The sequence below is a fragment of the Streptomyces lavendulae subsp. lavendulae genome (assembly GCF_002803845.1).
In the GTDB taxonomy this organism is placed as follows: Bacteria; Actinomycetota; Actinomycetes; order Streptomycetales; family Streptomycetaceae; genus Streptomyces; species Streptomyces lavendulae.
This window is the reverse complement of record NZ_CP024985.1, coordinates 881439-907441: the sequence shown is the minus strand read 5'-3', so window position 1 is coordinate 907441 and position 26003 is coordinate 881439. Positions and strand designations below refer to the sequence as shown.

The window sequence follows — 26003 nt, the reverse complement described above, 5'->3', positions numbered from 1 at the left end:
ATGGACGTGCAGCACTTCGAGCGGATCACCGCGTTCATCGAGGCGCGGCTGACCCCGCTGTTCGAGGCGGAGACCGGAAGTGAGCGCGGTTTCGCGATGGACGACACCTCCCGGGCCCTGCGCGCGCTGCGCAACAGCGTGCTGGAGGCGTCGGCGGTGAAGGGGCTCTTCGAGCAGCGGGAGAGCGCCGACCAGCGGATGCGCAACGTCATCGACCAGTCGGTGGAACACCACTGGGACGTGCTGCGCGGAATCGCCCGTCAGTGGGAGGACCACGCCGACTTCCGCCGCGAGTTCAAGCGCCACGCCTGGCAGCTCGAAGCCGCCCCGGCCGTGCCCGCCGAGGCCTGAGCGGCCCCCGGCTCCCCGGGCGGCGCCGTCCGGGGAGCCGCGGCCGCCCCTACCGGCTGGGCGCGCCGCCGATCAGGTAGTCGACCCGGCGCCGCAGACCGCTCCAGCGCAGGTCGTGGTGGTAGGCCCGCTTGAGGGCCCGCGCCCGCGCCCTCGGCCGCCCCCGGTAGAAGCGGCGCGCCCACGGGGAGACCGGCCGGGCCAGCCGCAGCGCGGCGACGAGCGCGATGAGCGGGACGATCGCCCCGAGCACGGCCATCCGCGGCTTCCCCTTGAAGAGGGCGACGACGGCCAGCAGCAGGTTGACCACCACCGTCCCCACCGCGGTCAGCCGGTCGTGCTCCTCGTCCGGGGTCAGCCCGTCCACACCGAGCGGCAGGAACCCGCACAGCAGCAGGGCCGCGAGCGCCGAGGTCATGATGACCACCTCGATGCTGATGGTGCCCTCCTTGCTCCAGTAGACGTCGCTCAGGTGCAGGATCAGCGCGAACTCGTCCAGTACGAGGCCGGTGCCCATGCCGAACAGCACGGCCGCGATGCAGGAGCCCCACCCCGTCCGGCCTCCCGCGATCGCCGTGAACCCGCCCACGGTCATCAGCACGACCCCGGGCACGGCGTGGTGGACGTGCAGCCCGCCCGGTGTGACGTTGCGGAACGGGCCCTTCCCGGCCCGGATCATCCGGGTGATGACCCGGGTGACGGCGAAGGTGACCACGAACGCGGACAGCGCGAGGAGCAGCGGAAGTTTGCCCGGCTCCAGGATGTTGCGGTACCACCATGCGCCCATGCCGTCACCCTCCCGGCCCCGGCCGGGCCGCGCACCGCGGGGACCGCCGTTCGGGCCCCACGGTCCGTCAGGCCGTTGCGGCCTCCTCGCGCGGCGGCGGGCCCGCCTGCTCCGCCTCCCGGGCGGCGCGGCGCAGGGCCGCGTCCTCGTCGGTGTCGGCGTCGTAGGAGATCAGCTTCGGCAGCAGCGCGGCCAGCAGTGCCACCGAGGCCACGCACGCGAGTCCGCCGCTCCAGAACGCCGGACGGGTACCGGTCCATCCGGCCATGGTGCCCGCCCGGACCTGGCCGAGCTGCGGACCGCAGCTGTACGAGAGCACCTCGATGCCCGCCAGCCGCCCGCGCAGCCCCTCCGGGATCGTCTGGTTCCAGATCGTGGCCCGTCCCAGACCGCTCAGCATGTCGCCCGCGCCGGCCACCGCGAGGCACAGCAGGACGACCCAGATCCCGGAGGACCAGCCCGCCGCCGCGATCGCCAGACCCCATACGGCCGCCCCGCAGACCACCAGCAGCCCGTGCCGCCGGACCCGCGACACCCAGCCGCTGGTCAGCCCCAGCACCAGGGACCCCACCGCGCCCGCCGCGTACATCAGGCCGAGCGCCCACACCGCGTCGAGTTCGTCGGCGAGGAAGGGCAGGATGGCGTTCGGGAAGGCGAAGAACATCGCCGCCAGGTCGACGGCGTACGTGCCCAGCAGCACGGGCCGGCTCCACGCGTACCGCGCCCCCTCGGCGATCCCCCGCAGCGAGGGGCGCGCCGCGCCGCCGACCGGGGGCGCCGGGCTGAGCCGCGTGCACAGGAGCACCGAGACGAGGAACCCCGCGACGGTGACGCAGTACGCGGGGGCGTACCCGGCGTACGCGACGACCACGCCGGCCAGCGCCGGGCCGGCGAGCGCCCCGAACTGGTAGCGCAGCCCGTTGAGCGCGGCCGCGGCGCTCAGCTGGTCGTGCGGCACGATCCGCGCCATCAGCGAGTCCAGCGCGGGCCGTTGCAGCCCGGTCAGCGCGGACACCCCGGCCGCGACCACGTACAGCGGCCACAGCAGCGGATGCGGCAGCAGCGCGTTCACCAGCAGCACCAGCGCGAGGACCCCGAGCCCGGCCTCGGTCAGCAGGATCAGCCGCCGCCGGTCGACGGCGTCGGCGAGGGCGCCCCCGTAGAGCCCGCAGACCAGCAGCGGGACCAGCTCCACCGCGCCCATGGCCCCGACCGCCAGCGGCGAATCCGTCAGGTGCTTGATCTGGAGGGGCAGGGCGATCATCGCCATGAACGAGCCGAAGAAGGTGACCGTCCCCTGGAAGAAGAGCAGCCGGAAGTCACGGCTGGAGCGCCAAGGGGACAGATCGGGCAGTACGGAGGACAAACGGGAGCTGCTCACGACGGGCCATCGTGCGCGGCCCCCACCCGTCACGGCAACGCATTTTCTCCCCGGACGGGCGAATACGCGGCTCCGCGCGTGGCATCGGCCTCCCGCCGTGGCACCCATGGTGCATGCCGCCGGTGTCCCCGTTCCTGCGCACGGCCGCGTCCTACGCGTGGCGCCTGCTGGTCGTGGGCGCCGCCGTGTACGCGGTCTTCGTCGTCCTGGGCCGGTTCCACGAGATCACCGTGGCCCTCTTCCTCGGCCTGGTCATCACGGCCCTGCTGGGCCCGCCCGCCCGGATCCTGGCCCGCTGGATGCCCCGCTCCGTCGCCGTCGCCGTGAGCCTGGTCGGCAGCGCCGTGCTGCTGCTGGGCGTGCTCGCCCTGGTCGGCGAGGCGGTGGCGGGGGAGAGCGGGACCCTGGTCAGGGAGTTCCGCGACGGCCTGGGCAGCATCGAACGGTGGCTGGCGAGACCCCCCTTCCGGCTGGACCCGCACGCCCTGTCCGCCCTGCAGTCGAAGTTCGGGGACTACGTCTCCAGCCACCGCGCGACGCTGCTGAACACGGCCGTCACCGGGGCCGGGCAGCTCGTGCAGGTGTTCACCACGCTGGCGCTCGCGGTGTTCTCCTCGGTGTTCTTCCTGTACGGCGGCGACCGCCAGTGGGTCTGGTTCTGCGAGCAGTTCCCGGACTGGGTGCGCAGGCGGGTGGCCATCGGCGGGCGTGCGGCCTGGCGGACCTTCAACGGCTACACCCACGGGATCGTGCTCGTCGCGGCGACGAACGCCGTCCTGGTCGGGGTCGCCCTCTTCTTCCTCGGCGTCCCGCTGGCCGTCCCGCTGGCCCTGCTGGAGTTCGTCGCCGCCTTCGTGCCGCTCATCGGGTCGCCGGTCGCCCTCGCGGTGGCCGCGGTGGTGGCCCTGGCGGCGAAGGGGCCGCTGATCGCGGGCGTCGTGGTCGCCCTGATCGTGGTCATCGGCCAGATCGAGGGGCACCTGCTGCACCCGCTGGTGATGAGCTGGGCGGTACGGCTGCACCCGCTGGTGGTGGCGGTGTCGGTGGTCGCGGGTGCCATCGCGGCCGGCGTGGTCGGCGCGGTGGTGGCCGTCCCGCTGGTCTCGGTGGTCTGGTCGGTCCGCTGCGCCCTGCGCACGCCCGCTCCCGGGCCGCCGTGACGGCGCGGTCCCCTTACCGTGGAACGTGGGGGCGACGTGGAAGGCGGTTGCCATGGCGGAGCACACGGCCCGTGGAACGGCGGCGGGCGAGCTGGAGGACGGCCGGTTGCTCAAGGAGCTGGAGACCATCCACCGCACGCGCCACGAGACCCTGCTGCACGGGTCGGACGACGCGCTGGCCACGCACACCCAGCGGCTCAAGGAGCTGGAGGAGGAGTACCTCCGCCGCCACCCGCGGCGCGCCACCGCCGCCGGCCGTACCCGTACGGGAGCCCGTGCCCGTACCGGGGCCGAGGACTGACGCCGGAACCTGGTCCGCCCCGCGAATGCGCGGGGCGGCACACGCCTTCTGCCCGGCGCGGCCCCGGCGAAACCCGGACGGCGTAGCCCTTGCGGGCTCAGTCGGCGACGGGCAGGGGCCGGGGCCGGGGGTCAGCGTTCCTCGCGGAAGTCGACGTGTCGGCGCAGGACGGGGTCGAACTTGCGCAGCACCATCCGGTCGGGGTCGTTGCGGCGGTTCTTGCGGGTGACGTAGGTGTGGCCGGTGCCCGCGGTGGAGCGGAGCCGGACGATCGGGCGTACATCGTTGCGTGCCATGCGAGCAGTATATGGGAATGGCTCCCATTTTCAATAGTGAGCCCTGATGGGTGCGCGCGTGGGAGGCGATCGCTTATCGACTGAGAATCTTTTGCATCGACTGAGACAAATATGTATCGTTCGAGGCGAAGGAGGATCAGATTCATGCGTGACGAAGAACTGCTCGACGCCGTGGCGCGCGTCCTCGCGAGCGATCACAGCGCCTCGATGCTGCAGATCGCCTCCGGCGTCGGCACCAGCCGCGCCACGCTCAGCCGCCGCTACGCCACGCGCGAGGCGCTGATCAAGGCGGTCGCCGCCCGGTCGATCGAGGTGGTCGACGGCTGCCTCGCCCCCGCCGGCCTGCACCCGGACAGCGCCGACGCCGCGTCCTTCGACGCGGCGCTGGAGGAACTGGTCGTCGCCCTGCTGCCCGCCGCCCACCTGTACGAGTTCACCTCGCGCGACGCCACCGTCCTCGCCGACCCCGCCTTCCGCGCCGGGATCGAGCGCCAGGACCGGCGGGCCCTCGCCTTCCTCGCCCTCGGCCAGCGGCTCGGACGGCTGCGCGTCGACCTGCCGCCGTACTGGATCTGGTACTCCCTCTGGGGCCTGCTCGACGCCGCCGCCGAAGGAGTGCGCGACGGCCACCTCGCCCGCCGCGAGATCGGCCGCCTCGTCCTGACCTCCTTCCTCACGGGAGCGCGTCCCCCCGGGCCGTAGCCCGCCCCCACCGCCTGATCGGCCGCCCCCGGGCGGTACCCCGTGCACACACCAGAACGGAATCCCATGCACACCCCCACGCGGGACCCGCGCCGCTGGATCGTCCTGGCGATCCTCTCCGGCAGTCTCCTGCTCATCTCGATGGACACCACGATCCTCAACGTGGCCTTCCCCTCGCTCGTCGCCGACCTCCAGCCGGGCGCCGTGCAGCAGCTGTGGATCATCGACGTCTACGCGCTCGCCCTGTCCGGCCTGCTGGTCACCGCCGGCGCCCTCGGTGACCGCTGGGGCCGCAAGCGGCTCCTGATGACCGGCTTCGCGATCTTCTCGGCGGCCTCGCTGATCGCCGTGTTCTCCACCGAGGCCTGGCACCTGATCGCGGCCCGCGCCCTGCTCGGCATCGGCGGCGCGGCCATCATGCCGTCCACCCTGTCGATCCTGCGCACCGTCTTCACCGACGCCAAGGAGCGCGCCTTCGCGCTCGCCGTGTGGGCCGCCGTCTTCGGCGGCGGCATGGCCTTCGGCCCGGTCGTCGGCGGCCTCCTGGTCCAGGACTACGGCTGGCACTCCGCCTTCCTCCTCAACCTCCCCGTCGCCGCCGTGATCGTCGCGGCCGGCCTGCGCTACCTGCCCGAATCCCGCAACCCGCGCAGCACCGGCCGCTGGGACTGGGCCGGTGTCGCCCAGTCGATCGTCGGCATGCTCGCCCTCGCGGGCGGAATCAAGGAACTCGGCAAGGCCGGAGCCGGCGACCCGCTGCCCTGGGCCCTGCTGGCCGTGGCCCTCGTCGCGCTCACCGTGTTCGTCCGCCGCCAGCTGCGCGTGGACAACCCGCTGCTCCAGGTACGGCTGTTCACCAAGCCCGCCTTCAGCGTCGCCGCCACCGCGATCTTCCTGCCGATGATGGGGATGGGCGCGATCCTCTTCCTCGTCACCCAGTGGTTCCAGTACGGCCAGGGCTACACCCCGCTGGAGGCCGGACTGCGCCTGCTGCCCGCCCCACTGGCCCTGATCTGCGCCTCGATGGTCGCGCCCACGCTGATGCAGCGCTTCCCGATCCGGCACGTCCTCGGCGCCGGACTGGTCGTCCTCGCCGCCGGCATGGCCCTGCCCTGGACCCTCCAGCAGTTCACCGATCTCGGCTACCCGGCCTTCGCGGCGGCCCTGACGGTCATGGGCCTCGGCGCGGGCCTCGCCACCACCGTGGCATCCGTGACCCTGATCTCGGCCTCGCCCGCCGACGAGGTCTCCAGCGCCGCCGCCATCGAGGAGACCTGCTACGAGCTGGGGTCCGCGATGGGAGTCGCCGTCCTCGGCAGCACCGCCGCGGCCCTCTACCGGGGCAACCTGCCGGTGCTCGACCTGGACGGCCCGGCCGCCGGCGCCGTCCGGGACTCCGTGGGCGAGGCCGCGCACACCGCGCAGCAGCTGGGCGGAGCCGTCGGCCAGGCCCTGCTGGAGACGGCCTCGCAGGCCTACACCCTGGCGATCACCCCGGCGTTCCTGCTGGCCGGAGCCCTCGCGGTCGCCGCCGCGGCCACCACCTGGGCGCTGATCCCGCACGACCTCCGGCCCACCGAGGACCACTGACCGGTCCGCCGTCCCGGCCGTGCTCCCGGCAGTACGGCCCCCCGTTCGCCGCTCCCGGCGCCGCCCTCACCGCGGCGCCGGGAGCGGCCTCGTCTCCGGGCCCCCGGCCCGCACCGCGGCCGGGTGCGGGGATGCCGGGGCCGGGCCCAGCGTGGTCGTGCCCGGGGCCGCCGCGCGGTGCCCGAGCCCGGTGCGGTAGGCGTCCATCGCCGCCTCCGTGCGGCCCGCCCGTCGCAGCAGGTCCCCGAGCAGCCGGCACACGTCCGCCAGATCGCCGTCTGCCCCGCTGCGCTCCAGCAGCGACATCGCCCGTACGTAGTGCTCCTCGGCCGCCTCCGGCTCCCCGCGCTCCTGCGCGATCAGCCCGAGCAGCCGGTGCGCGCCCCCCGCGTGCACGGCCCCCGCGTCCACGCCCCCGTCGGCCGCGTCCGGCTCCAGCAGTCCCGAGACCAGCTCCACCGCCTCGTCGTGGCGGCCGAGCCGCCGCAGCACGTCGGCCAGCTCCACCTCCACCTGCGCGGTGTACAGCGCCGCCCGCCGGGCCGCCAGCATCTCCCGCGCGCACCGCAGCTCCCGCTCGGCCGCGTCCAGCTCCCCGTGCTGCGCCCGGACGTAGCCGCGCATCCAGTGGCAGAGCGCGAGGTCCTTGCGCAGCCGCAGCTGCCCGTACACCGCCTGGGCCTTGGCCAGGGCGGCGTCGGCGTCGGCCGTCCGCCCCTCGGCGAGGAACGTCCGCGCCACCTGCCGGTGCATGCCCGCCACCAGCGCCGGGTCCCCGACCTGCGGGGCCAGGGCCAGCGCGAGTTCGGCCGCCTGCGCCGCCCGGGTCCGTGCGCCCATGTCCAGGTACGGGCCGATCACCGCGGTGTAGAGCAGCACCAGCGCCTCCGGGTCCCCGAGGCCGCCCGCGTTCAGCGCGTCGATCGCGGACTCCAGCAGGTAGCAGGCGTAGCGCAGTTCACCGGCGAGCAGGTGCACGACCGCGCGGCCGCGCACGGCCCGCGCCCGCCGCGGCAGCGGCTCCCCGGACAGCAGCAGTTCCGCCGCCCCGAAGTGCCCGGCGGCCTCGGTGAGCGCCCCGGACTCCAGGGCGCATTCGCCGAGTCCGAGCAGGGCCTCGGCCCGCTCGTCGGTGAGGTCCAGGCGTTCCGCCTCGGCGAGCAGCCGGCCGAAGTGCCGGGCCGCCTCCCGCGCCGTGCCGGTGGCGAGGGTGTTCTGGGCGTCGGTCAGGTCCAGGCGCAGTGCGGTGGCCAGGCCGGCCGGGCGTCCCGTGGCCAGCTCCTCGAACGAGATCCCGAGCCGTCCGGCGAGGAAGCGCAGGGCGGTCTCCGACGGCCGCACCTTGCCCGCCTCCAGGGTGGACACGTAGGCGGGCGTGTAGTCGGGCTGCGCCAACTGCCGCTGGGTCAGGCCCCGTTCCCCGCGCAGTCGCTGCACCCTGCGCCCGATCTCGGCCGGTTCGTCCATGACTGCCCCTCGCTGTGCTGCCGCTGGCTCCAACTCCCCAGTATCGAGCGGGAGTCACCCATTGCGCACGCCCCGCGCGCCGCCTAATTTAAGCAGCCGGTTCAGCTGACTTAAGTGGCTGCTTAATTCCGCTTCTCCGGCCCCCCACCCCCACTCCTGCTCCAGGCGGAGGATTTGATGACACCAGCCGTCCGGCCGGCCCTGCGCGCGGCCCTCGCCGTGCTCTGCGCGAGCGCCGCACTCCTGACCGCGACCGCGCCCGTGGCGGCGGCCGACCCGCCCCGGCGCAGCGCCGTCGAGGTCGAGATACCCGGGCCGGAGCACGGCGGGGAAGCCGGCTCCGGGCACGTCCGGGTACCGGCCACCGGCGCCGCCAAGGCCGCCGCCCGGCTCTCGGGGGCCGCCCGGGAGGCCGACGGCCAGGTCACCAAGATGATCGACAACGGCCCCACCGCCGACCGGCTGGACGTGGTCGTGATCGGCGACGGCTACACCGCCGACCAGCTCGGGCAGTTCCACGCCGACGCCCGGGCCAAGTGGGCCGAGGTCACGGCCGTCGAGCCCTACACGACCTACCGCGACCTCTTCAACGTCTGGACCGTGGACGCCGTCTCCGCCCAGTCCGGCGTCTCCGGCGACCCCGGCCCGGACAGCGTCCGCGACACCGCGCTCGGCTCGTACTTCTGGTGCGAGTCCATCGAGCGGCTGCTGTGCGTGGACCAGCCCAAGGTGGACGCGTACGTCGCCAAGGCGCCCGCCGCCGACCTGGTCATCGTCCTCGCCAACAGCGCCAAGTACGGCGGGGCCGGGTACAACGAGCCCAGCCCCACCCTCGGTTACGAGGGGATCTCCACCGCCTCCGCCGGACACCCCAAATCCGGTCAGGTGGCCATCCACGAGACCGGGCACTCCCTCGGCAAGCTCGCCGACGAGTACTTCTACCCGGGCGTCCCCGACTACGAGAAGTACACCGGCCCCGAGCCCGCCGACTCCAACACCTCCACCCTGGACGCCGACCGGATGGCGGCCCAGCGGGCCAAGTGGTACCGCTGGCTGGGCGAACCGTCCCCCGACGGCGGGACCGTCGGCGCGTACGAGGGCGGCGGCTACTACGTCACAGGCCTCTACCGCCCCACCGACAACTCGATCATGCGGGTGCTCGGGAAGCCCTTCAACCTCCCGGGGGTCGAGGCGATGATCGGCGGGTTCCACCGTCACGCCAACCTCGTCACCCCGCTCACCCCCACCGACCGCGTCCTGCGGCTGCGGCACACCGCGAAGGCGGCCGTTCCGCGTCTGGCCGGCGCGGACGGACGCCAGTTGGTGGTGCGCTGGTACCTCGACGGACGGGAACTCAAGCGGTTCGAGGGCCGGCGCGAGGTGCGCGTGGCCGACCTGTGGCTGCTCGACCTGCGCGCCCACCGGCTGACGGTGACCGCCGAGGACCGCACCCCCGCCGTCCGCGATCCCGCCGTGGCGCGCACCCTCACCTCGGAGGCGGCCTGGACCGTCCGGCTCTGACCGGGGCGCCGGCGAACGGTCTTGTAGGGTGCGGCGGGTGTGCCGGGGAGGAACCGGCACACCTGGGGGAGGGGTGGCGCCGGTGCCGGAGCGACAGCGGGACGCGCGGCCCGCGGAGGCACTGTCCGCCTCCGAGCGCATGACGCGCAGCTTCCACCTCACCTGCCTCGCCACCCTGATCCCCTACCACCAGCGCTGCGCGGCCCTGGACGCCTGGCTCGACGTGGACCGCGCCCTGTTCCACATGGGCTTCGACCCGCCCGCCCCGGTCACCGAAGCCGTCCTGCGCCTGGGCGGCGACCGGCTGCGGACCGCACTCGCCCGCGCGGCCAGGAGCGAGCGGACCCAACTGGCCCTGCTCGGCCTGGAGGTCCCGGCGATCGACACCGCGTTGCGCGAGAACCACCTGCTGGGCCCGGAGAGCATGCGCGTGCTGCGGCTGCGGGACCCCGCCGCCACGGCCGCGGGCCGCGCGTACAACCCGTACGACCACCGGCGCGACCTGCTGTCCACCGACCCCGACCTCGCGGCGGCCGCCCTCCTCGACCCGCGCCACGGCACCGGGCGGGCCGAGCGGGGCGGCGGAGGGTTCTGGATCACCACGCGCGCCGCCGCCTGGGACACCGTACGGGCGGCCGGCGGGGTGGCTCGGGTGCGCGCGGTCGCGGCCCGCCTGCCCTGCGTCGACGAGGACCCCGTCGGCGCCGACGTCCTCGCGGCCTGCGCCGAGGAAGACCCGGAACCCTTCCTCGACACCGTGCTCGAACGCCGGCTCGGCACCGGGGCCCTGTTGCGCAGACTGCGGGCCGAACACCACGCCGACCGGGGGCAACAGCAGGCCCGGCGGGCCGTGTACCTGATCCTGAAGGAGCCCTACCGCCTCGACTGGGGTCTGCTCGCGGCCGCCCGGCTGGGCCGCCGGATCCCGCGGAGCGCCGCCGTCCTGCTCGCCGAGCGCCCCGACTGCCCGCCCGCGGTGGCCGTCGTCCTGCGCACCGGACGTCCCGCCCGGCCCGGCCGCCCGCTGCCGCCGCCCGCACCGGCGCCGGCCGCCGCGGAGCCGCACCGGCCGCACCGCACCCCCTGGGTACCCGAGTGGAAACCACCGGGCGACACCGGCCCGTTGGGGGAGAGCGCCGCTTCGGCGCGCCGGGCGCTGGGGACCCTGCGCGTCGCCTACGACACCCGGGACGACGCCGCCGCCGTCACCCTCGACCAGCTCGGCGCGGCGATCGAGCGGGGGCTGCTGACGGCGGCCGAGGCGGTCCCGCTCGTCCGCCCGGCGAGCGTGCTCACCTCCTGGGTCGGGCAGGGCTCCGGCTGGGGGGCGGTGTCGAACGCTGCCTGGAGCGGACGGGCGGCCCTCCACGTGGAAACGGCCGCCCTGGTGGCCCGTTGGGCCTCGGGCCACGTCCCCGCCGGGCGCTGGGCGGCCCTCCTTCCGCTGCTGCGGCACCACCCCGGCACCCTGCCCGAACTCCTGGCCGCGGCGACCGGGGCCCACCCGGACCGGCCGGCCGGGTGACCGCGCCGGTTCAGGGGCGTCCCGGCCCGGCCGCGTAGGTCCAGAAGTCGCGCATGACCGGGGGCGGGGTCGGGCCGCTCATCTCCAGCTGGGTCAGCAGGACGGCGGCCGTCCCGGTGGACGGCACGATGTGCGCGGCCGTGCCCGTACCGCCCACCCAGCCGTAGCGGCCGGGGACGTTCCACGGATCCCGGACCGTGACGTCCACGGAACCGCCGAAACCCCAGCCCTGCCCCTCCAGGAACAGTTCGCCGCCCCTGCGCTGGGCCGGCGAAAGCCAGTCGGTCGTCATCTGCCGTACGGAGGAGGGCCTCAGCAGCACCCGCCCGTCCTCGGCGCGCCCTCCGGCGAGCAGCATCCGGGCGAAGGCGTACAGGTCGGGGGCGGTGGAGACCAGACCGCCCGCGCCCGAGGGGAAGGCGGGCGGGTGGCTCCACTGGCCGTCGGGGGCGTCCACCAGCTCCGGCGCACCCCCCTCGGGACCGGCGCGGTAGCAGCCCGTGAACCGGCCCAGCACGCCCTCCGGGACCGAGAACGCGGTATCGGCCATCCCCAGCGGCCCGAAGATCCGCTCCGCCAGGAACCCGGGCAGCGTCCGCCCCGACACCCGGGCGATCAGCACGCCGAGGACGTCGGAGCAGGTGTTGTACAGCCACGCCTCGCCGGGCTGGTGCAGTAGCGGGATCCGGGACAGGGCCGCCATCCACTCGTCGGGCGGTGCGACCCCCTGCGGCTGCGGGGGCCCCTGCCGGAGCTCGCTGAACAGCAGCCCGACGGCCGGGTGGCCGAAGTCGGACGGGAAGCCCCAGCCGGCCCGGAAGGTCAGCAGGTCCTCGACGGTGACGGGCCGCCGGGCCGGCACCACGTCGTCGACGGGCCCGTCGGGCCGGCGGACGACCACCGGCGAGGCCAGCTCCGGCAGCCAGGGGGCCACCGGCGCGTCCAGGGTCAGCAGCCCCTCCTCGGCCAGCATCAGCACCGCGGCGGCGGTGACCGGCTTGGTCAGCGACGCCACCCGGAAGAGCGAGTCCGGAGCCATCGGGGTGTCCCCGCCCGCCCGCGCGTACCCGAGGGCCACGGACTCGACCCGGTCGCCGCGCGCGACCAGGGCCACCGCCCCGGGCGCCCCCGCGCCGCCCACGTACGGTTCCAGGACCTCGTGCAGAGCGCTCATGGCTTCACCTTCCGGAGGACGGGGTGGGGGCGGGCGCCGGGAGCGCGTCCCACAGGTCGCAGTGGTGTGCGGAGGCCGCGCCGACCGGACGGATCCCGCCCGGCCCCGGAGCCAGTATCAGCACGGAGGCGGCACGGGGGGCGATGCGCGGCCACTCGGCGGCGCCCGGCCCGTTCGGTGAGCCGGTGCGGGCGAAGCGCGTCCAGTAGCCGGTCATCGCCCGGGACAGGCCGCGCTGCGGCGCCGCCAGCGGCACCTGCTCGAAGAGGTAGGGCAGTTCGAAGCCGTGCGCCGCCCCGTACGGGAACCCCGCCGGCTCCGGCAGCCCGGTGGCGTTCGGCGCGTCCCGGTCCCCGAACAGGTACCCGTACGTGGGCACGTGCCGGGCCAGCGCCCGGCCGTCGCGCAGCGCGGGGCAGGTGAAGGAGGCGTCGGAGAGGGCGGTCGCCCAGGCCAGCGCCGCCGTCGGGAAGGCGGCGGACGGGTACGCGGCCGCGACGGCCGGGGCCGAGCCGCCGAAGGAGGCCGACAGCCGCTCCCGGTAGCCCCGTTCACCGTCCACCGGGTACGCGGCCAGGGTCTGCGCGACGAAGAGCCGCATCTCGTCCAGCGTGGTGCCCTGCACCACCGGAACCCGGTGGAAGCGTCCGGCCTCCAGGGCCCGGCGCGGCTCCAGGGGCAGCAGGGCGTTGCCGTAGGAGACCCCTGAGAAGCCGTCCATCAGCGCGGTCGTCGCCAGCCGGCCCGCGTCCAGGCCGCGCAGGCACTCCAGGACCGCTCCGGACGGCCGGTCGCCGCAGCCGAGCCGGGCCGCCGCCGCGACTCCGGCCGCGACCGTGCGCTCCTCGGGCACGAAGGGCTCGTAGGCGCCGAGGGTCGGCAGCAGGGCGTACGGCGGCATCGCGGTCGAGCAGGACCCGCTCTGGGCGATCGCCCGCCGGAACAGTCCCGCCGACGCGGGGGACACCAGGTGCGCGCACACGCTGAGCCCGCCCGCCGACTCCCCGAAGAGGGTGACCCGGTCCGGGTCCCCGCCGAAGGCGGCCGCGTTCGCCCGGACCCAGCGCAGCGCCGCCTGCTGGTCCGCGAGCCCGAAGTCGGGGGCGCCGCCCAGCTCCGGATGTCCGAAGAAGCCGAAGACGCCGAGCCGGTAGTTGACCGTGACGACCACCACGCCGCCCCGCACCACCAGTGGCTCCGGCCGGTAGGGGTCCCCGGCGCCGTTGCGGAAGCCGCCGCCGTGGAACCACACCATCACGGGCCGCCCCCGGCCCGGCCCCGCGGGAGCGGTGACGTTCAGGTACAGGCAGTCCTCCGAGCCGCGGGCCCCGCCCGGTCCGAGCGCGGGCAGCTGGACGCAGCGGGCCCCCGGCGCCCCCGCGTCGAGCACCCCCGTCCGGTGCGGGGCGGCGCGCGGCGGCCGCCAGCGCAGGGGCCCGGTGGGCGGGGCGGCGTAGGGGAGGCCCTCGAAGGTCGCGTACGGGCCGTGCGCGCGCCCCCGTACGGGCCCCTCGGCGGTGGCCACGACCGGGCGCGGCGCGGCAGCGGTCCCCACGGCGGGCGCTCCCGGAACGGCGGCGGCGCCCAGCAGGAACAGCGCGGACAGCACGGCGCCCGGGAGCAGCCGCGCGAGGGCCGGGCGGCGGGCGGGGCGGGCATCCGGCACGGCGGCGTCCTCCTCGGCGACGGGACCGGCCCACTCTCCCCCGCGCGCCGCCCCCGAGGGGCGACGGCCCGGGCGTGTCCGGCCCGCGGCCCCGTACGGGCGGGGGCACAGACCCGTTTGCCCGCCCCGAATGGCGCAGTGCCCGTCCGTGGCGCTGAATGTAACGAAGCGTGCGATTCCCATGACGCACGATGACCGGCGCGCGACGTGTAGACCCGCGTGTCGGCGAACGGAGCTTTCCATGAATGACCCCAGCACCCTCGCGGCCACCGCACACGACGACCGCGACGGTCCACCCCTCACCCCGGACCCCACCTCGGCCGGCGCCTCCGACGGCACCCGGGACCCCGCCGCCGGCGCCCCGCCGGTCACCGCCCCGGCCGCCCCACCCGCCCCGATGCCACCGCCGCCGGAGCCCGGGCCCGGCGCCGGAAACCACCCCGAACCCCACAGCGAACCGATGCGCACCCTGCTGGAGACGGCCGCCACCTGCCGCCCCGTCGAGGAGGTCACCGCCCTGGTGAGCCTCCTGAAGCAGACCGGCCAACCCGCCAGCCCCGGCCACGACGCGCTGCGCGCGGCCGCCGTCGCCCGACCCGTCCACGAGGTCCGGCGGATGGTCGCCCTGCTGGCCGAGCAGCCCCAGGAGGAGGCCGAAGCCGACATCACCCTGCGGGCGGCGGCGGTCGGCCGCTCCATCGAGGACGTCGCCCTCCTGGCGAGCATCCTGGGGCCCGAAAATGCTGCCGACGGGCTCCCCGAAGGCCCTCCCGGAGGACTCCCCGGCGGGCCCTCGGACGGGCTCCCCGGCGGGCCCTGCGGCGGGGCTCCGGCCGCGCTCCGGCCCACCCGGCCGCCCCTGGCACCGCCGCCGCCCCCGGAGCGACGGCCCGTGCCCGCGGCGCCCCCCGGGCCGGTGACCGTCCCGGCCCGGGACCGGGGCGCGCTGCGCCACGTCCTGCGCTGGCCCACGGCCGCCGCGCTGCTGCTGTGCGGGGCCCTGCACCTGCCGCAGGACCTGGCCGCGGCCCTGCCCGCCGGGGACCCCGCCCGGTGGACGGCTCCGGCCGCGGCCCTGCTGTGCCTCCTCGTCGGCGCGCTGCTGGCCGTACGGGACACCGCCGTGGTCTGGCGGGTCTCGGCCGTGGCCGCCCTCGCGGTGGTCACCCTGCACGTCGTGGGCGGTGTCGTGTTCTTCGACCCGCTCCTGGGCGCGCTCGGCGGGGCGTACCCGTGGGCCGGCGTCACGGCGGTGCTCTGCTCCGGCGCCGGAGCGGTCCTGGCCGGCCTGGCGCTGATGCACCGGCCGCCCCACACGGGGACGGGCGGCACCGCCTGACCCCACCCGGACGAGGGGCCCCGGCCGCTTACTGCGCGGCCGGGGCCCCTCTCACCGTGCCAGCAGGTTCACGGCACCCGTGAACACCCCGGGCAGGCGCGCGGCCAGCGGGACCACCCGCCCGGCCAGCACCGGCCGCCCGCGCGCCCACAGCAGGGCCGAGGTCAGGACGCGGTACGCCCGCGACAGCTCCCGCCAGGCGCGCTCGTACTCCTGCGGCCGGTCAGCTCGCACGCACCGTACGGCCTCACCCGCCGCCGCGACCGCCAGGGTCAGCCCCTCCCCGGTCAGCGCGTCCACGTACCCGGCCGCGTCCCCGACGAACAGCACCCGTCCCGACACCCTCGTCCGCGCCCGCTGGCGCAGCGGCCCGGCGCCGCGCACCCCGGCGCCCGGGGCCGGGGGCGGCAGCCGTGCGGCCAGCTCCGGGAAGCGGTCGGCCAGCTGGACGTCGAAGGGCGCCTGCCGCGAGGTCAGCACCGCCACCCCGGTCCGGTCCGGTCCCAGCGGGGTCACGTAGGCCTCGCAGTCGTGCGCCCAGTGCACCTCCACCAGGTCGCTCCAGGGCGCCACGGGGTAGTGCCGGCGCAGTCCGTACCGCGCGGGCCGTCCCGCCGGGGCCGCCACCGCCAGACCCAGGGCGCGCCGCACCGGCGAGTGCAGTCCGTCCGCCGCCACCAGGTACCGGGCCGTCAGGCCGCCCGCGCCGACCCGCTGCCCGTCCTGGCGCACCTCGTCGGCCCGCCGGGGGAGGACGCGTACGCCCAGCTCCGCGGCCCGCCGCGCGAGCGCCGCCTGGAGCTCGGTACGGCGGGTGCCGCGCCCGGGACCGGCGCCGAACAGGCCCTCCGCGCTGCGGCCCGTGACCCCGTCCACGTAGCGGATCCCGTGGAAGGGCCGGCCGGGCACCGTCACGCCCAGCTCCTCGAACCGGCGGACGGCGCCCGGCATCAGGCCCTCTCCGCAGGCCTTGTCGATCGGGGTGGGCCTTGGTTCGAGGACGACCACCTCCAGCCCGGCCAGCGCGCCGTGGATCGCGGTCGCCAGTCCCGCCGGGCCGCCGCCCGCGACCAGCAGGTCGATCACGGCGCGACCCCCGGGGTACTCGGGATGGCCGGACCTCCGGCGGCAGCGGCGGCGGGGGTCGCCGTCCCGCCGCAGGTGGTCAGGGCCCGGTCCTCGCAGGTGATCCGGACCCGCAGCAGCAGGGCGTTGAGCACCGTGAACGCGGTCGCCGTCAGCCACGCCGAGTGCACCAGGGGCAGCGCGAGCCCCTCGGCCACCACCGCCACGTAGTTGGGATGCCGCAGCCACCGGTAGGGCCCGCCCGTGACCAGCGGCAGCCCGGGGACCACGAGCACCCGGGTGTTCCAGCGCGGCCCGAGCGTGGCGACGCACCACCAGCGCAGGCCCTGCGCCGCCACCGCGAGGCCGAGCGCCGTCCAGCCGAGGGCGGGCAGGAACGGCCGGTACGGGGCTTCCAGCGCGCAGCCCGCGAGGAGGGCGGTGTGCAGCGCGACCATGGCCGGGTAGTGGCCGCGGCCGTACTCCCGGGCGCCGAGCGCCAGGCTCCGCACGGCGTTGCGGCGGGCGGTGACCAGCTCGGCGATCCGCTCGGCCGCCACCAGGGCCAGGAGCAGGAGGTAGGGGGTCGTCGTCGGCATCAGGGCCTCACCAGCGCAGCAGGACGAGTTCGGAGGAGAAGCCCGGGCCGAAGGCCAGCATCAGCCCGACCGATCCCGGCGGCGGCGGACCGGCCGCCCCGACGGAGCCGAGGATGTGCAGGACGGACGCCGAGGAGAGGTTTCCCGCCTCGGCCAGGGAGCGGCGGCTGTGCGCGAAGGCGTGCTCCGGCAGTCCCAGGGCCCCGGCCAGCACGTCGAGGATCTTCGGGCCGCCGGGGTGGCAGATCCAGGCGTCGACGTCCGCGGGCTTGAGGTCGTGCGCGGCGAGGAAGGACTCGACCTCCTCCACCACGTGCAGCCGTACCAGCTCCGGCACCTCGCGGCCCAGCACCATCCGGAAGCCCCAGTGGCCGATGTCCCAGCCGAGGAGGTGCTCGGTGCCCGGGTAGAGGCGGCTGCGCGCCGCCACCACCACCGGCCCGGCGCCGGTGTCGTACAGGGGATGGCCGGGCCCCACCGCCAGCAGGGCCCCGGCGCCGTCCCCGAAGAGCGCCCCGGCCACCAGGTTGGCCATCGAGGTGTCGGCGGGCTGGAGGGTGAGGGAGCAGAGCTCGGTGGACAGCAGCAGGGCCGCCAGCCCGGGACGGCCCGTCAGCTGTTCGTGCAGCAGCCCGAGTCCGGCCGCGCCGCCCGCGCAGCCGAGGCCGAAGAGCGGCATCCGGCGCACGTCGGGGCGCATCCCGGTGCGCGCCACCAGCCGGGCCTCCAGGGAGGGGGTGGCCAGCCCGGTGACGGTCGTGGACAGCACCAGGTCGATCTCCCCGGCCGTCAGCGCGGCCCCGGCCAGGGCGCGTTCCACGGCCTCGGCGCCGAGGTCCAGGGCGCACCGGACGAAGAGGGCGTTGGAGGCGCCGAAGTCGGTGCCCGGACCGTAGCGTTCCAGCGGGAGCGCGAGGTGACGGGTGGCGACCCGCACCGAGGCGTGCACGCGGCGCAGCAGGGCGGGGTCGGTGCCGGGCGGCAGACAGCGGGCGAGCGCCTCCGTGATCTGCGGCTGGGGGTACTGGTGGGGCGGGAACACGCTGCTCACTGCCAGGACACGTGTCATTGGCCCAACATAGGGAAGAACGGGCGTCATCGGGCGAACGGCGCGAAGGGTGCGCGACGGGCATGCCGTCACGGCGTAGCGTGACCCCGTGCCCACCCCCGGCCCCGTACCCGACCTCGGCCCCGCCTCCGGTCCCCTCCCCGCCCTGGGCCCCGTCCCCGTCCCCGGCCCCGGCCCGGATCCGGCCTCCGGGCCGCGGGTCGGATCCGTCGGCCTCGTGGGCGGGCTGGTGCGGGCGTGTCACCCCGTTCCGGCAGCCGGTGTCACCCTCTTCGCGGGCGCGCTGGCCGCCGCGGCCGGGCGCGGGGCCGCCGGCACCGCCCTGACGGCCGCCGCGGTGGCGGCCGGGCAGCTGTCGGTGGGCTGGTCCAACGACCGGGCCGACCTGCGGCGCGACCGCGCCACCGGCCGGCGCGACAAGCCCCTGGCGGCGGGCGCCCTGCCGGCCGTCGCCGTGACCCGCGCCGCGGTGGGCGCCCTGCTGCTGTGCGTGCCGCTGTCGCTGGCCGCGGGGCCGCTCGCGGGCACCGCGCACCTCGTGGGGGTCGGCGCCGCCTGGGCCTACAACCTGCGGCTCAAGGCCACGGCCGCGTCCTGGGCCCCGTACGCCCTCGCCTTCGGGCTGCTCCCGGCCTTCGTGACGCTCGCCCTGCCCGGGCGGCCCTGGCCGCCGCTCTGGCTGACCGGCGCCGCCGCCCTGCTCGGCGCGGGCGCGCACTTCGCCAACGTGCTCCCGGACATCGCCGACGACCTCGCCACCGGGGTGCGCGGCCTGCCCCAGCGCCTCGGCGCCCGCCGCTCGGCCGCGGTCGCCGCCGGGCTGGTCCTCGCCTCCACGGCCTGCCTGCTCCTCGGGCCGCCGGGGCGGAGCGGCCCGTACGCCCGGGGCCTGCTCGCGCTGACGTGCGTGCTGCTGTGCGCCGCGGCGCGGGCGGGCGGCCGGATGCCGTTCCTGGCCACGATGGGGGTCGCCGGGGCCGACGTGCTGCTGCTCCTGGTCCTCGGTGCGGGCCTGGGCTGATCCGCGTCAGACGCGGGTACGGGTCCACTCCCGCAGCCGCTCCGCGGACCAGGTGTTGACCACCCGGCCGGGGGGCACCCCGCACTCCACGGCCCGCTCGCAGCCGACGATCTGCCAGTCCAGCTGGCCCGGGGCGTGCGCGTCGGTGTCGAGGGCGAAGAAGGTGCCCGCCGCCACGGCCAGGCGCAACAGCCGCCGGGGCGGGTCCAGCCGCTCGGGCCGGCTGTTGATCTCCACCGCGGTGCCGGACTCCGCGCACGCCGCGAACACCCGCGCGGCGTCGAACTCGGACTCGGGGCGGGTGCGGCCCGTGACGAGGCGTCCCGTGCAGTGCCCGAGCACGTCCATGAGCGGGTTGCGCACCGCCGTCAGGAGCCGGCGCGTCATGGCCGGGGAGTCCATCCGCAGCTTCGAGTGCACCGATCCCACCACCAGGTCGAGCTCGTCCAGCAGCTCCGGCTCCTGGTCGAGGGAGCCGTCGGGCAGGATGTCGCACTCGATGCCGGTGAGCAGCCGGAACGGCGCCCACGCCGCGTTCAGCTCCGCCACGGCCCGCAGCTGTTCGCGCAGCCGTTCGGCCGTCAGGCCCCGGGCGACCGTCAGGTGCGGCGAGTGGTCCGTCAACACCGCCCAGTCGTGTCCGAGGGCGGCGGCGGCCCGGCCCATGGCCTCGATCGGGCTACCGCCGTCCGACCAGTCCGAGTGCACGTGGCAGTCCCCGCGCAGGGCCGCGCGCAGGGCCGCGGCGGCGGGCGTGGGCGGTGGTCCCCCGGGCATCGCGGCGGCCTCGTCCTCCAGGGCGCGCAGGTACTCCGGGACGTCACCGGCCAGTGCCTCGGTCACGACCCGGGCCGTCTTCGGTCCGATGCCCTTCACCGATTCGAGGGAGCCGGCCGCGGCCCGCTCGGCCGTCTCCCGCCCGCCCATGCGGGTCAGGGCGGCGGCCGCGGTACGGAATGCCCGCACCCGGTAGGTGGGGGCCTGCGCGCGCTCCAGCAGGAAGGCGATCCGGTCCAGCGCCGCCACCGGGTCCATGGCGCACCACCTCCCGGGCCAGTGTCGCAACGGGCCGTCCGCCCCGCGACCGGCGACCGGCGACGGGCGACCGGCGACGGTCTGCGGCCGGGGCCGGCTCCCGCGGCCGGCTCAGCCGCCGGAGGTGAGGGTGAACAGGGCCCCGTCGGGGTCGCGGAGGGCGATGGAGCGTTCCGTCCCGGTCGTGGTGACCACCGAGACGGTGCGTCCGCCGAGGTCGAGGGCCGCCTCCACGGCCGCGTCCAGTTCCGGGACGCGGAAGTGGACGTGCCAGCGGGGCCGGGTGTACGGGTTGTAGGCGCCGGGCTCCACCGGGCCGCTGTCCAGCCGGGCGACCGGATCGCCGTCGTGCCGCAGGACGACCTGCTCCTGCTCGTAGGAGACCTCGCAGCAGCCGGGGCGGCCCGTGGCCCACTCCAGCACCTCGCCGTAGAAGAGCGCGGCGTCGAAGGCGTTGCGGGTGCGCAGCTCCAGCCAGGCCGGGGCCGGTCCCTTGCCCACGCGCCAGCCGGCGGAGACCGGCCCGGCCCAGATCCCGAAGACCGCGCCGTCCAGGTCGGCGACCAGGGCCGCCCGGCCGCCGGAGGGGAAGGAGACCGGCCCGACCGCGACCGTCCCGCTGCGCTCGCGGACCCGGCTCGCGGCCACGTCGGCGTCGTCGACGGCGAAGTAGGGGGTCCAGGCCACCGGCACGGCCAGGTCGGCGGCCAGGGCGCCGATGCCGGCGACCGGGACCCCGTCCAGCATGGCCACCGAGAACCCCTCGCCGAGCCGCGCGGGGCGGAAGGTCCAGCCGATGACCGCGCCGTAGAAACGCTGGGAGGCTTCCAGGTCGCGGGCCATCAGGCTCACCCAGCAGGGGGCGCCGAAGACGTCCTTCGCAGAAATTTCCACAGCACAAGAAGTAGCGCCCGCCGCCCCCCGGGGCCGTGCAGGCGCGCCAGCGGGTCATCACCACCAGTAGGCGGGGTACCTCGGCGCCTTGCGGCGGACGCGTGAGCCGGCGTAACCGGTGAGGACGAGGAGCACGGTGGATCCGAACAGCAGCGGGACGAACCGGGCGGGCGCCGGGGTCTGCAGGACGGTCACCACGGCCGTGGCCACGGCCGGGGAGTGCGGGGTGCGGGCGAGGGTGAGCAGGGCGAGGGTCAGCCCGGCCGCCAGGGCCGCCGCCCAGGCGCTGCTGCCCGCCGCCGCGAGGACCGCGTAGCCCGCCGCGGCGCCGATCATATGGCCGACGACCACCCCGCGCGGCTGCGCCAGCGGGAGTGTGGGGGCGCTGTGGATCAGGGCGGCGCTCGCGGCCAGCGGCGGGATGAGCACCGGCTCGTGGATCATCGCGCCGATCGCGACGAGGGCCAGCAGCACCGTCGTCGCCGCGCTGACGCTGTGGACGGCGGCGGCCGCGCTCGGCCGGGCCGGGGCCCGGGGCGGGGCCGGACGGGGATCGGGGGCGGTGACGGACGGGGTGGCGGTGGCGGTACCGGGGTTCATGGCAGGGCGGGTTCCGGGGCAGGAGGACAGGGCGGCGGGGAACAGCGCGGGGAGCCGGGCCGCGGCCCGGTGATCGACCTCGGGCCGGGCCGTGCGTCCGTTCCGTGTACGGCCGACGCGATCCGGCCACGACTTTATCGGTCAGCCGTGCGAGGGCGGTGGCGGGGGTGACCCCGGCAGCCGCGCGATGGGCGCAAGAGCCCCGGGCCGCCGGTCCCGATCGTGTATGACTGCGGGGGCACGCGCGGACGGAAGGAAGGACCGGCATGACGACGCTCCCGGACCCCACCGGGGTTCTGGCCGACCTCGACGCGGTGATCGCGAACGCCCCCGAGGGGGCCACCGGCGCACTGTGGCGGCTGACCGGCGCGGCGCGGGGGCTGGACGCCAACCTGGTCCGGCTGCGCCCCGACGCCGTCATCGCGGAGCACGCCGAGCCGGTCCTCGACGTCCTGCTCGTGGTCGTGGACGGCGCCGGGCGGATCGACACCGAGGACGGCTCCCACCGGCTGCGCCCGCACTCGGCCGTCCTGCTCGCGCGCGGTGCGCGGCGCTCCCTGACCGCGGGCCCACACGGGATGACCTACCTGACGGTGCACACCCGGCGCCCCGGCCTCGGTATCGGAGCCGGTCCCGCCGCGTCACCGGCCGCCGGGCTCCGGGCCGGAGGCGGGGGCGGCGAGTCCGCCTGCCTGCTGCACCGTGTCTGTTCCGACTGCGGGCGCCTCGCCACCGGGTCCGACGCCCGCTACTGCTCCCGGTGCGGTGCGGGGCTCCCCGACTGAGCCCACCGGCGATCCGCGGCAGGTGCCGGGACGGCGGGTCCGGGGGCGCTCGACTGGCGCCCGTTAGTACGAAATCGTATAGTCCGGAATCGTGAAGTCCGAATCCGTGTCGTCCGACTGGTCCGCCCTCCTCGCGCTCCAGCGGGCCACCCACGCCACCCTCCAGGTGCTCGCCGCGGAGCTGGCCGACCTCGACCTGACCCCCTCCGAGATCAACGCGCTGGCCAACCTCGCCGACGGCCGCGGCCGGACCGTGTCCGAACTCGGCGCGGCCGCGGGCACCCGCCCCACCACGCTGACCAGCGTGCTCGACCGCCTGGAACGGCGCGGCCACATCACCCGGGGCACCCGCCCGGGAGACCGCCGCGCGGTCCTCGTCGAACTCACCCCCTCCGGACTGCGCGCCGCCACCACGATCCGGCAGGCCGTCACCGACCTGGAGCGCCGCGCCCTCGCCGGGCTGCCCGACGAAGCGCTCGCCGCCCTGCGCGCCGCCCTGAACGCTCTCACCGAGGTGCCCTCATGACCGCCCCCACGCCCGTCCCCGTCTCCGTTTCCGCCCCCGTACCCGCCACCGACTTCGCCTCGCTGTTCGCCGAGGTGAAGGAGGCCACCGGCCGTTTCGGCCACCGCGAGCACGTCCACCTGACCTGGCTGGCCGTGCGCCGGCTCGGCGTCCCCGCCGCGGCCGACCTGATCGGCGACGGCATCCGCGGCATCACGCTCCGCGCGGGCGTGCCCGAGAAGTTCCACGCCACCCTCACCCGGGCCTGGGTGGAACTCGTCGGCCGGCACGCGGCCGGGCCGGACGCGGACGACTTCGCCCGCTTCCTCGACCGCCACCCCCAGCTGCTCGACAAGGAGCTGCCGGCCCGCTTCTACCGTCCGGAAACGCTCGACTCCCCGCGGGCCCGGGCCGGCTGGGTCGAACCGGACCTCGCCCCCTTCCGCACGGTGAGCAGGTAGCCGTGACGGGGGAGGACCCCGCGGGCGGACTGGCCGCCGCCGTGTCCGCCACCGTCCGCGCGCTGCGCGCCGTCGCCCACCTGGACTGGTCCGCCCCGGCGGCGGGACTGGAGTGGAGCTGCCGCGAGACGGCCGTCCACCTGGCCGGGGACCTGACCGGATTCGCCGCGCAGCTCGCGGGCCGGGTCACCGGCTCCTACCTCCCCCTCGCGGTCGGCGCCGCCCCCGGCACCCCGCCCGGCGCCCTCGTCGACCTCGTCGGGGCGAGCGGGCTCCTGCTGGCCGCAGCCGTCCGGGCCGTCCGCCCCGACGACCGGGCCTGGCACCCGGCCGGCTCCGCGGGCCCCGGCGGCTTCGCCGCGATGGGCACCGCAGAACTGCTGCTCCACACCCACGACGTCCTCCACGGCCTCGGCGTCACCCACTGGCGCGGCGAGGACCCCGCCGCGGCCCTGGTCCTCGACCGGCTCTTCCCGCACGTGCCGCGCTCCGGGCCGGACGCCCCCTGGGAGACCCTGCTGGCGGCCACCGGCCGGGCCGCCTTCCCCGGCCTGCCCCGCCGGAGGACCTGGCGCTGGTACGGGGACCCCGTCGTGGGCACGGGCGTCGTGCTCTGCGAGATCTCCCCGTCGCTCGCACGGGACTTGGCCGACGGCGGCACCGGCGGCTTCACCTGGACGGCCGACGGACCCCCCGAGGGGACGCGCGCCGCCGCCGCGCTGCTGCTCCGGGCCCGGGACCGGGGCGCCTACCGGCCGGGCTGGGGCCCGTACGCGATCGTGCGCGCCCGCGACCGCCGCGCGGTCGGCCGGATCGGCTTCCACGCCGCCCCCGACGCCGAAGGCCGCGCGGAGACCGGCTGCGAGCTGGTCCCCTCCGCCCGCGGGTGCGGACACGCCACCGAGGCCCTGCGCGCGCTGGCCCGCTGGGCGCTCGCCCAGCCCGGAGCGCACGAGCTGTGCGCCACCGCCGACGGGGCGGACGGGCCCTCGCGGGCCGCGCTCCTCCGGGCCGGGTTCGAGCACCGGGGAGCCGGCCGGTACGTCCTGCGCGCCGCCGGGCGCTGAGGGGAGGGCGGGAGGCGGGAGGCGGAAGGCGGAAGGCGAGAGGCCTCCCGGGTTCGGGTCCCGGGAGGCCGTTCGCGACGGTCTTGCGACAGCGGATCAGAAACCGCAGTTCGTGACCCACTTGTGCGAGGAGATCCGGTCGTTCCACTCCCACGGGATGTTGCCCGAGGAGCCGTTGGGGGCGCAGGTGGAGGCGCCGCCGTAGCCGATGTTCTCGTAGACCCGGACGTCGCCGAGCGAGCCCGCGTAGCCGTTGTTCCACCAGGACGAGGCCCGGTCGTTCATGTCGTAGTTGTTCCCGGCGCCACAGGTGCGCCAGTCGGAGTCGTTGCCGCTCCAGCCGCAGGCCGGGCCGCCCCGGTTGGTGTCCGCCCAGACCCAGTAGTTGCCGTCGGCCGCCACGCCGGAGGCGTCGGCCGGGGCCGCCGAGGCGGTGGTGAGGGTCGTGGGGAGCGCGAGCAGCGGAAGGGCGAGCGCGCAGGCCAGCATGGTCGTACGGAACTTACGCATGGGATCCTCCGGATCGTGTCGTGGCATCGGTGCTTCGGTCGGGTGGTGACACGACGCGCTCCGCCCTGGGGAGCGCGTCGTTCTGGAGCCTTCGCCTGAGGTCGATCTCGTCCCGGTGGAGCGCGCGGACTTCGTCGCCGTAGGTGTGGTCCAGAGCTCTGGAGACCCGGCTCAGCGGGGTGCCGGTCGCACAGGTCGCCTCGGTGACCGCCAGGGCGGTCTCGGCCGCGTCGGCCCGCTGCGCCGGCAGGTCGTCGGCCAGTGCGGCCGCCGCGCTCCGGGAGGCGTCGGGGGAGTCGTACGGGCGGCCGGCCGCCCGCATGCAGGCCGCCCACTGCCCGACCGCCTCCGTGTACCGCGGGTCCCGGCGGACCCGTTCCTCCTGCGCGGGGCGGAGGTTCATCGTGACGACCTTGACGCGGAACCAGGCGGCCAGGTCCCCGTAGAGCGCGCGCTGCGCCTGCGCCAGGCACCCCTGCGTGCTCGCCGTGAGGGTCATGCCGGTGGGGGTCCTGGCGGAGAGCCCCACCGGCGAGGCGCCCATCAGCGCGGTACGGGCGGCCGCCCGCTCGCGCGCCGACAGCCGGTGGAACCAGCGCTGGTTGGGATCGGCCGCCCGGGCCCGCTCGTCCTCGCGGGCGGCCCGGCCGCCGTAGCCGTTGACCCGGGCCCACTCCACGTCGTCCACCCCGTACGGGAAGGAGCGCCGCTCCGGCGCCGGAGGCTCGGTGACGGCGTACGCGAACCCGCGCTCCGCCATGCAGCGGCTGATCAGGACCTGCTCGGCCCGGGCCAGCAGCCGGGACGCACCGGCGTCCGGCTCCGGGGCCGCCGCCGTGGAGCGCGGCCCGGGGGCCGGGCCCGGATCCGGCCGCGCGGGACCTCCGCCCGCCCCGCAGCCCGTGAGTGCCGCCAGCGCCACCGCCGCGGCCAGGGCGGCCACCGGGCCCCCTCGTGCTCGCCTCATCCGTCCGGTCCTCCTCTCCGGTGCGTTCCGCGGCCGTTCCGTCCGCCGTTCCGTCCGCCGTCCCCGCCATCCCCGCCGTCCCCGCCGTCCCCGCCGTCCCCGCCGTCCCCGCCGTCCCCGCCGTCCCCGCCGTCCCCGCCGTGGTCCCGTCCGGGTCACCCCCGT

27 protein-coding genes are annotated in these 26003 nt (G+C 76.3%); 13 read left to right on the top strand and 14 right to left on the bottom strand.

The window, feature by feature from the left end:
- The gene (locus SLAV_RS04055; protein ID WP_030228829.1) at window positions 1-351 is read left to right on the top strand and encodes a hypothetical protein; all 351 of its coding nucleotides are present in this window, start codon (window positions 1-3) and stop codon (window positions 349-351) included.
- Window positions 352-400: 49 nt separating this feature from the next.
- Here SLAV_RS04055 and SLAV_RS04050 read toward each other — a convergent pair whose 3' ends face one another.
- Together SLAV_RS04050 and SLAV_RS04045 are read right to left on the bottom strand one after the other, a co-directional pair.
- Complete coding sequence (locus SLAV_RS04050) at window positions 401-1138, bottom strand: hypothetical protein (RefSeq protein ID WP_030228832.1); 738 nt, start codon at window positions 1136-1138, stop codon at window positions 401-403.
- 67 nt (window positions 1139-1205) lie between these two features.
- Window positions 1206-2519, bottom strand: a complete 1314-nt coding sequence (locus SLAV_RS04045) for an MFS transporter (RefSeq protein ID WP_030228834.1) — start codon at window positions 2517-2519, stop codon at window positions 1206-1208.
- 113 nt (window positions 2520-2632) lie between these two features.
- On the opposite strand from SLAV_RS04045, the gene SLAV_RS04040 reads away from it, so the two are divergent.
- Together SLAV_RS04040 and SLAV_RS04035 are read left to right on the top strand one after the other, a co-directional pair.
- Entirely contained in the window at window positions 2633-3679 is a 1047-nt protein-coding gene (locus SLAV_RS04040; RefSeq protein WP_037686952.1) for an AI-2E family transporter, read from the top strand.
- Window positions 3680-3731: 52 nt separating this feature from the next.
- Window positions 3732-3980, top strand: coding sequence for a DUF6158 family protein (locus SLAV_RS04035; RefSeq protein ID WP_030228837.1), 249 nt, complete (start codon window positions 3732-3734; stop codon window positions 3978-3980).
- A gap of 131 nt (window positions 3981-4111) precedes the next feature.
- Here SLAV_RS04035 and rpmG read toward each other — a convergent pair whose 3' ends face one another.
- Window positions 4112-4276 (bottom strand): 50S ribosomal protein L33, encoded by a 165-nt coding sequence (gene rpmG / locus SLAV_RS04030; protein WP_030228839.1) that lies wholly within the window; start codon window positions 4274-4276, stop codon window positions 4112-4114.
- A gap of 144 nt (window positions 4277-4420) precedes the next feature.
- On the opposite strand from rpmG, the gene SLAV_RS04025 reads away from it, so the two are divergent.
- Window positions 4421-4978: a TetR/AcrR family transcriptional regulator gene (locus tag SLAV_RS04025; RefSeq protein ID WP_030228840.1), complete on the top strand. Its 558-nt coding sequence runs from the start codon at window positions 4421-4423 to the stop codon at window positions 4976-4978.
- A 66-nt stretch (window positions 4979-5044) separates the two neighbouring features.
- On the top strand, window positions 5045-6568 hold the full coding sequence (locus SLAV_RS04020) for an MFS transporter (protein WP_030228842.1): 1524 nt from the start codon (window positions 5045-5047) through the stop codon (window positions 6566-6568).
- Window positions 6569-6634: 66 nt separating this feature from the next.
- On the opposite strand, the gene SLAV_RS04015 is transcribed toward SLAV_RS04020, so the two are convergent.
- Entirely contained in the window at window positions 6635-8035 is a 1401-nt protein-coding gene (locus SLAV_RS04015) for a helix-turn-helix transcriptional regulator (protein WP_051840668.1), read from the bottom strand.
- Between the two features lie 177 nt (window positions 8036-8212).
- Here SLAV_RS04015 and SLAV_RS04010 point away from each other — a divergent pair, with 177 nt between their 5' ends.
- Together SLAV_RS04010 and SLAV_RS04005 are read left to right on the top strand one after the other, a co-directional pair.
- Window positions 8213-9556 (top strand): M64 family metallopeptidase, encoded by a 1344-nt coding sequence (locus SLAV_RS04010; protein ID WP_030228846.1) that lies wholly within the window; start codon window positions 8213-8215, stop codon window positions 9554-9556.
- A gap of 82 nt (window positions 9557-9638) precedes the next feature.
- Window positions 9639-11081: a hypothetical protein gene (locus tag SLAV_RS04005; protein WP_158740614.1), complete on the top strand. Its 1443-nt coding sequence runs from the start codon at window positions 9639-9641 to the stop codon at window positions 11079-11081.
- A gap of 10 nt (window positions 11082-11091) precedes the next feature.
- On the opposite strand, the gene SLAV_RS04000 is transcribed toward SLAV_RS04005, so the two are convergent.
- A complete protein-coding gene (locus SLAV_RS04000; RefSeq protein ID WP_030228850.1) occupies window positions 11092-12255 on the bottom strand; it encodes a serine hydrolase domain-containing protein in 1164 nt (387 codons plus the stop codon).
- A 4-nt stretch (window positions 12256-12259) separates the two neighbouring features.
- On the bottom strand, window positions 12260-13921 hold the full coding sequence (locus SLAV_RS03995) for a carboxylesterase/lipase family protein (RefSeq protein WP_234333528.1): 1662 nt from the start codon (window positions 13919-13921) through the stop codon (window positions 12260-12262).
- 241 nt (window positions 13922-14162) lie between these two features.
- Here SLAV_RS03995 and SLAV_RS40855 point away from each other — a divergent pair, with 241 nt between their 5' ends.
- Entirely contained in the window at window positions 14163-15260 is a 1098-nt protein-coding gene (locus tag SLAV_RS40855; RefSeq protein WP_051840671.1) for a hypothetical protein, read from the top strand.
- A gap of 51 nt (window positions 15261-15311) precedes the next feature.
- Here SLAV_RS40855 and SLAV_RS03985 read toward each other — a convergent pair whose 3' ends face one another.
- Genes SLAV_RS03985 through SLAV_RS03975 form a run of 3 tightly spaced genes read right to left on the bottom strand, consistent with a single transcriptional unit; the run spans window position 15312 to window position 17993 of the window.
- On the bottom strand, window positions 15312-16346 hold the full coding sequence (locus tag SLAV_RS03985; protein WP_030228857.1) for an NAD(P)/FAD-dependent oxidoreductase: 1035 nt from the start codon (window positions 16344-16346) through the stop codon (window positions 15312-15314).
- Window positions 16343-16924 (bottom strand): isoprenylcysteine carboxyl methyltransferase family protein, encoded by a 582-nt coding sequence (locus tag SLAV_RS03980; protein WP_078950250.1) that lies wholly within the window; start codon window positions 16922-16924, stop codon window positions 16343-16345. Before SLAV_RS03980 ends, SLAV_RS03985 begins: the two co-directional genes overlap by 4 nt.
- Window positions 16925-16931: 7 nt before the next feature.
- Window positions 16932-17993, bottom strand: coding sequence for a type III polyketide synthase (locus SLAV_RS03975; protein WP_030228871.1), 1062 nt, complete (start codon window positions 17991-17993; stop codon window positions 16932-16934).
- An 88-nt stretch (window positions 17994-18081) separates the two neighbouring features.
- Between SLAV_RS03975 and SLAV_RS03970 the strand changes: the two genes are divergently transcribed.
- Window positions 18082-19014 carry a UbiA family prenyltransferase gene (locus SLAV_RS03970; RefSeq protein WP_234333529.1) on the top strand — a complete coding sequence of 311 codons (933 nt, stop codon included), beginning with the start codon at window positions 18082-18084 and terminating at the stop codon, window positions 19012-19014.
- Between the two features lie 6 nt (window positions 19015-19020).
- Here SLAV_RS03970 and SLAV_RS03965 read toward each other — a convergent pair whose 3' ends face one another.
- The 3 genes from SLAV_RS03965 to SLAV_RS03955 form a co-directional block, all read right to left on the bottom strand.
- On the bottom strand, window positions 19021-20049 hold the full coding sequence (locus SLAV_RS03965; RefSeq protein WP_030228875.1) for a PHP domain-containing protein: 1029 nt from the start codon (window positions 20047-20049) through the stop codon (window positions 19021-19023).
- A 111-nt stretch (window positions 20050-20160) separates the two neighbouring features.
- Window positions 20161-20892 carry a VOC family protein gene (locus tag SLAV_RS03960; RefSeq protein ID WP_037686987.1) on the bottom strand — a complete coding sequence of 244 codons (732 nt, stop codon included), beginning with the start codon at window positions 20890-20892 and terminating at the stop codon, window positions 20161-20163.
- A 108-nt stretch (window positions 20893-21000) separates the two neighbouring features.
- Window positions 21001-21543: an HPP family protein gene (locus SLAV_RS03955; RefSeq protein ID WP_030228881.1), complete on the bottom strand. Its 543-nt coding sequence runs from the start codon at window positions 21541-21543 to the stop codon at window positions 21001-21003.
- A gap of 266 nt (window positions 21544-21809) precedes the next feature.
- Between SLAV_RS03955 and SLAV_RS03950 the strand changes: the two genes are divergently transcribed.
- The 4 genes from SLAV_RS03950 to SLAV_RS03935 all read left to right on the top strand — a co-directional run bounded on the left by SLAV_RS03950 (window position 21810) and on the right by SLAV_RS03935 (window position 24361).
- Window positions 21810-22328 (top strand): hypothetical protein, encoded by a 519-nt coding sequence (locus SLAV_RS03950; RefSeq protein ID WP_030228884.1) that lies wholly within the window; start codon window positions 21810-21812, stop codon window positions 22326-22328.
- A 91-nt stretch (window positions 22329-22419) separates the two neighbouring features.
- Window positions 22420-22854 carry a MarR family winged helix-turn-helix transcriptional regulator gene (locus SLAV_RS03945; protein ID WP_030228885.1) on the top strand — a complete coding sequence of 145 codons (435 nt, stop codon included), beginning with the start codon at window positions 22420-22422 and terminating at the stop codon, window positions 22852-22854.
- Window positions 22851-23294, top strand: coding sequence for a hypothetical protein (locus SLAV_RS03940; protein ID WP_030228887.1), 444 nt, complete (start codon window positions 22851-22853; stop codon window positions 23292-23294). Before SLAV_RS03945 ends, SLAV_RS03940 begins: the two co-directional genes overlap by 4 nt.
- A gap of 2 nt (window positions 23295-23296) precedes the next feature.
- On the top strand, window positions 23297-24361 hold the full coding sequence (locus SLAV_RS03935) for a GNAT family N-acetyltransferase (protein WP_051840673.1): 1065 nt from the start codon (window positions 23297-23299) through the stop codon (window positions 24359-24361).
- A gap of 96 nt (window positions 24362-24457) precedes the next feature.
- On the opposite strand, the gene SLAV_RS03930 is transcribed toward SLAV_RS03935, so the two are convergent.
- Window positions 24458-24871, bottom strand: a complete 414-nt coding sequence (locus SLAV_RS03930; RefSeq protein ID WP_078950251.1) for a peptidase inhibitor family I36 protein — start codon at window positions 24869-24871, stop codon at window positions 24458-24460.
- Window positions 24864-25838, bottom strand: coding sequence for a hypothetical protein (locus tag SLAV_RS03925; protein WP_063760277.1), 975 nt, complete (start codon window positions 25836-25838; stop codon window positions 24864-24866). Before SLAV_RS03925 ends, SLAV_RS03930 begins: the two co-directional genes overlap by 8 nt.
- Window positions 25839-26003 lie beyond the last annotated feature (165 nt).

Bases quoted from the DNA above. Each gene is read 5' to 3' on its own strand.
- SLAV_RS04055 (WP_030228829.1), top strand. From the start codon at position 1: ATGGACGTGCAGCACTTCGAGCGGATCACCGCGTTCATCGAGGCGCGG.
- SLAV_RS04050 (WP_030228832.1), bottom strand. From the start codon at position 1,138: ATGGGCGCATGGTGGTACCGCAACATCCTGGAGCCGGGCAAACTTCCG.
- SLAV_RS04040 (WP_037686952.1), top strand. From the start codon at position 2,633: ATGCCGCCGGTGTCCCCGTTCCTGCGCACGGCCGCGTCCTACGCGTGG.
- SLAV_RS04035 (WP_030228837.1), top strand. From the start codon at position 3,732: ATGGCGGAGCACACGGCCCGTGGAACGGCGGCGGGCGAGCTGGAGGAC.
- rpmG (WP_030228839.1), bottom strand. From the start codon at position 4,276: ATGGCACGCAACGATGTACGCCCGATCGTCCGGCTCCGCTCCACCGCG.
- SLAV_RS04025 (WP_030228840.1), top strand. From the start codon at position 4,421: ATGCGTGACGAAGAACTGCTCGACGCCGTGGCGCGCGTCCTCGCGAGC.
- SLAV_RS04020 (WP_030228842.1), top strand. From the start codon at position 5,045: ATGCACACCCCCACGCGGGACCCGCGCCGCTGGATCGTCCTGGCGATC.
- SLAV_RS04015 (WP_051840668.1), bottom strand. From the start codon at position 8,035: ATGGACGAACCGGCCGAGATCGGGCGCAGGGTGCAGCGACTGCGCGGG.
- SLAV_RS04010 (WP_030228846.1), top strand. From the start codon at position 8,213: ATGACACCAGCCGTCCGGCCGGCCCTGCGCGCGGCCCTCGCCGTGCTC.
- SLAV_RS04000 (WP_030228850.1), bottom strand. From the start codon at position 12,255: ATGAGCGCTCTGCACGAGGTCCTGGAACCGTACGTGGGCGGCGCGGGG.
- SLAV_RS40855 (WP_051840671.1), top strand. From the start codon at position 14,163: ATGAATGACCCCAGCACCCTCGCGGCCACCGCACACGACGACCGCGAC.
- SLAV_RS03980 (WP_078950250.1), bottom strand. From the start codon at position 16,924: ATGCCGACGACGACCCCCTACCTCCTGCTCCTGGCCCTGGTGGCGGCC.
- SLAV_RS03975 (WP_030228871.1), bottom strand. From the start codon at position 17,993: ATGACACGTGTCCTGGCAGTGAGCAGCGTGTTCCCGCCCCACCAGTAC.
- SLAV_RS03965 (WP_030228875.1), bottom strand. From the start codon at position 20,049: ATGGACCCGGTGGCGGCGCTGGACCGGATCGCCTTCCTGCTGGAGCGC.
- SLAV_RS03960 (WP_037686987.1), bottom strand. From the start codon at position 20,892: ATGGCCCGCGACCTGGAAGCCTCCCAGCGTTTCTACGGCGCGGTCATC.
- SLAV_RS03955 (WP_030228881.1), bottom strand. From the start codon at position 21,543: ATGAACCCCGGTACCGCCACCGCCACCCCGTCCGTCACCGCCCCCGAT.
- SLAV_RS03950 (WP_030228884.1), top strand. From the start codon at position 21,810: ATGACGACGCTCCCGGACCCCACCGGGGTTCTGGCCGACCTCGACGCG.
- SLAV_RS03940 (WP_030228887.1), top strand. From the start codon at position 22,851: ATGACCGCCCCCACGCCCGTCCCCGTCTCCGTTTCCGCCCCCGTACCC.
- SLAV_RS03930 (WP_078950251.1), bottom strand. From the start codon at position 24,871: ATGCGTAAGTTCCGTACGACCATGCTGGCCTGCGCGCTCGCCCTTCCG.
- SLAV_RS03925 (WP_063760277.1), bottom strand. From the start codon at position 25,838: ATGAGGCGAGCACGAGGGGGCCCGGTGGCCGCCCTGGCCGCGGCGGTG.